Source organism: Armatimonas sp. (genome assembly GCF_031410135.1).
Classification (GTDB): domain Bacteria; phylum Armatimonadota; class Armatimonadia; order Armatimonadales; family Armatimonadaceae; genus Armatimonas.
Map to the genome: position 1 here is coordinate 1 of NZ_JANNYP010000110.1, position 4,069 is coordinate 4,069.

Consider the following 4,069-nt stretch of genomic DNA (forward strand, 5'->3'; position numbering starts at 1 on the left):
GGGCTTCCACGAAGACCTCTGTAAGATGGATCTTCGCGATGGACGAACCGGTGAGCAGTTCAACATGGCCGTGACCGTGGGCAATATCTACATGCTCAAGCTCTCGCACCTTGTGGACGACAAGATCCATGCTCGGTCAACCGGCCCCTACAGCCTCGTGACCCAGCAGCCCCTCGGAGGGAAAGCTCAGTTCGGTGGACAGCGCTTCGGCGAGATGGAAGTTTGGGCTCTGGAGGCGTATGGCGCAGCCTACACGCTTCAGGAGATCCTGACCATCAAGTCCGACGATGTCTTAGGCCGCGTGAAAACCTACGAGTCTATCGTCAAGGGTGAGCCCATGCTGGAGCCTGGTGTGCCGGAGTCGTTCAAGATTCTGGTCAACGAGCTACAGAGCCTTGCCTTGAAGGTAACCGTCGAGGACGTTGCCGGTGCTGAGATTGATCTGAAGGACAAGGATGAGGACTTCCTGGATGATGAAGCCAGCCGCCGCCGTGCGCAGATTCGTCGTCAGCAGGAATCAGAAGACTCGTTGCTTCTGAACTAGTTTGTTTTTCTAAGAGTTGGTTTGGCCCTGTGTGGTTTCTAAAAGCACACAGGGCACTGCCTTGTTTCCGAAAGGGAAAAAATGGCCGACGCTAGTACATTTGATAAAATTCGTATCGGGATCGCTTCTCCCGATCAGATCCGCACCTGGTCTTATGGTGAAGTTAAGAAACCTGAGACCATCAACTACAGGACGTTTAAGCCCGAGCGTGACGGACTTTTCTGTGAGAAGATCTTCGGCCCTACTAAGGACTGGGAGTGTCACTGTGGGCGCTACAAGAAAGTCAAGTTCAAAGGGGTTGTCTGTGACCGCTGTGGGGTTGAGGTTACTCGCTCCAAAGTCCGCCGCGAGCGCATGGGGCACATCGAGCTTGCCTCACCCGTCTGCCATATCTGGTACTTGAAAGGCGTGCCGTCGCCGCTGGCGCTGCTTCTGGACATGACACCGCGTCCGCTGGAGAAAGTCCTGTACTTCGCCAGCTATATCGTCACGGATATTGACAAGTCGCGCATCCTGACAGGGATGGAGCAGTTCAAGCAGGCTGTCGAACAAGAGATCCAGCAGATCGAGGACGACCGCGATGTGGCTATTGTCGAGTGGCGCGAGGAGATCGCCCGCGAGATCGCCATGGGCCGCCCGGTCAATCCTGAAGCGATGTACAACGAGGATGGCGAAGAGCTAGAAGTTGAGCGCGTCGCCTACACCGAGGAAGAGATCGCCGATAAGTACAAGTACCTGGAAGATCGCATTGCGCAGGAGAAGAAAGACGCCGAAGAGCAGGCGCTGATCCTCCGTGCGAGCCTGGAGAACCTACCCAAGGTCGAGAAGAAGATGCTGGTGGCCGAGGACGACTGGCGTGCGATTGAGCGCCTCGTCGAAGTGGTCAGCCGTCGCATAGACGAGAGCCTCGAAGACATCATTCAGGCGGGTCTCGGCGGAGCGGCGATTAAGAAGCTTCTCATGGAGATCGAGCTGGAGCCGCTTCAACGCTCACTTCGCAAAGAGATCGAGGAGACGACGAGTCCTCCTAAGAAGCTCCGTGCGATTAAGCGCATCGAGGTCGTCAATGCCTTTATTGACTCCAAGAGCCGCCCCGAGTGGATGATCCTAGATGCTGTTCCGGTGATCTCGCCTGAGCTTCGCCCGATGGTGCAGCTCGATGGAGGTCGTTTTGCGACCTCGGATCTCAACGATCTCTACCGGCGCATCATCAACCGCAACAACCGTCTGAAAAAGATTCAGGAGATTCGCGCTCCTGAGAGCATTGTTAACCATGAGAAGCGGCTTCTTCAAGAGGCCGTGGATGCGCTGATTGACAACGGTCGTCGAACGCGCCCGGTGACGGGAAGCAATGGCCGTGCGCTGAAATCGCTCTCGGACATGCTCAAGGGCAAAGAGGGCCGGTTCCGCAAGAACCTGCTCGGCAAGCGCGTGGACTACTCCGGTCGCTCCGTGATCGTGGTTGGTCCGGACTTGCATCTCCATGAGTGTGGTCTGCCCAAAGAGATGGCTCTGGAGCTCTTCAAGCCGTTTGTGATGAAGACTCTCGTGGAGCGTGGCTTCACCAGCAACATCAAGACCGCCAAGCGCATGATCGAGCGCATGCGGCCTGAGGTCTGGGATGCGCTAGAGGAAGTCATTAAGGAGCATCCCGTGATGCTCAACCGTGCTCCCACCCTCCACCGCCTCGGGATTCAGGCGTTTGAGCCTAAGCTCGTGGATGGCAAAGCGATTCAGCTGCACCCGCTGGTCTGTAAGGCCTTCAACGCGGACTTTGACGGTGACCAGATGGCGGTTCATATCCCGCTGTCGTCGTCGGCTCAGGCGGAAGCGCGCATCCTGATGCTCTCGACCCACAACCTGTTCTCGCCTGCCGATGGCTCGCCCATCGTCTCGCCACAGCAGGACATCGTTCTGGGAGCCTTCTTCCTGACGATGGACAAGCAGACCGACACGCTTCCCAGCAGTGACATGCAGGAGCATATCGGTCGCGTGGTGGCGGTTCGCGATCTTGTGGACAAGAGCACCGGTGAGGTTCTGGTCAAGGCGGGGCGCTACTTTAGCGCAGACACGGCCAAGGCAATCGAGGCAGCACCAGATAACTTCGCTCCGATGATGCTTGGTGCAAAGCACTCTCCGTTCTCCGACCCGATGGATGCGATTCAGGCTTACGACAATGGGCTGCTAGATCTGCACGACTACATCGCGGTTCGTCTGCGACCGGGTGAGGGACTCTCTGCGATCACCGTCGGTAGGCTGATCTTCAACGAGATCGTGCCTGATAAAGTACGCTTCGTCAATGCAGCGCTGGACAAAAAGACGATCACGGCAACCATTGCCTCGGTCTACCAGCACTGTGGCCATGAGCGCACCATCCAGTTCCTGGATGATCTTAAGGCGATAGGCTTTAAGTGGGCCACTAAGGGAGGCATCTCGTTCTCTCTGACGGACATGAAGTCGCCTCCGAGCCGCGCAGCACTGCTGAAGCGGACGGAAGACGATGTCATGAAGGCCAATGCCCAGTACCGACGTGGGGTGATCTCGGCAGCAGAGCGCAAGCAAAAGGTTCTGACTCTTTGGACCGACGCGACGACCCTGATTGGTGATGAGATTGTGAAGGCCATTGAGCCGTTCAACCCAATCTCGATCATCACCACCAGTGGTGCTCGTGGTTCTAAGAAGCAGATCTCGCAGCTCTCCGGAATGCGCGGCCTTATGGCTGACCCGTTTGGGAACATCATTGACACGCTTCCGGTGAAGTCGAACTTCCATGAAGGGCTGACGGTTCTGGAGTACTTCGTGACAACCCACGGAGCCCGCAAGGGACTCGCTGACACGGCGCTACGAACCGCAGACGCCGGGTATCTCACCCGTCGCCTCGTGGATGTCGCTCAGGACGTGATCATCCGTGAGATTGAGTGTGGCACGGAAAATGGGATCTTTGTTGGGGAAGTGCGCGACGGTAACGATGTGATCGAGATGCTCCATGAGCGCCTGCTGGGTCGCACGTCACTTGAAGACATTGATCACCCTGAGACCGGTGAGCGCCTCATCAGTAAGAACGAGATCTTTACGGCGGCTGTGTCCAAGCTCGTGGCGGATAGTGGCGTAAAGCGTGTCGGGCTGCGCTCGGTTCTTACCTGTGAGTCTCGTCAGGGAGTCTGTGCGACCTGTTACGGCAAGGACCTGGCAATTGGTAAGCTGGTGGAGATCGGGGTTGCGGTGGGAATCATCGCCGCTCAGTCCATTGGTGAGCCTGGAACGCAGCTGACGATGCGAACGTTCCACACGGGAGGTGTTGCGACCGCGCACTCTCTGACGGGAGTTGCGGGAACCAAGCGCCAGCGCACCCAGAACCTTCAGATGCTCTTCCAGGATCAGCAGAGTGGTCATATCTCTCTGGGAACCGAAGAGGGCAGCGAGCGCGAAAAAGCACGTCAGGTGCAAGCGCTCCTGAAAGTGGCGGAAGAGCAGGTCGGCGGACTTCTTCGCGTCGTCGAGCTCTTCGAGGCGCGAAAGCCTAAG

At 57.3% G+C, this 4,069-nt stretch carries 1 protein-coding gene and 1 pseudogene; both read left to right on the top strand.

Going from position 1 to position 4,069, the window contains the following annotated elements:
• Positions 1-544, top strand: a pseudogene (locus RMO15_RS04065) (DNA-directed RNA polymerase subunit beta); the annotation flags it as partial.
• 81 nt (positions 545-625) lie between these two features.
• On the top strand, positions 626-4,069 hold a 3,444-nt coding region (gene rpoC, locus RMO15_RS04070), incomplete at its 3' end, for a DNA-directed RNA polymerase subunit beta' (protein WP_309708153.1).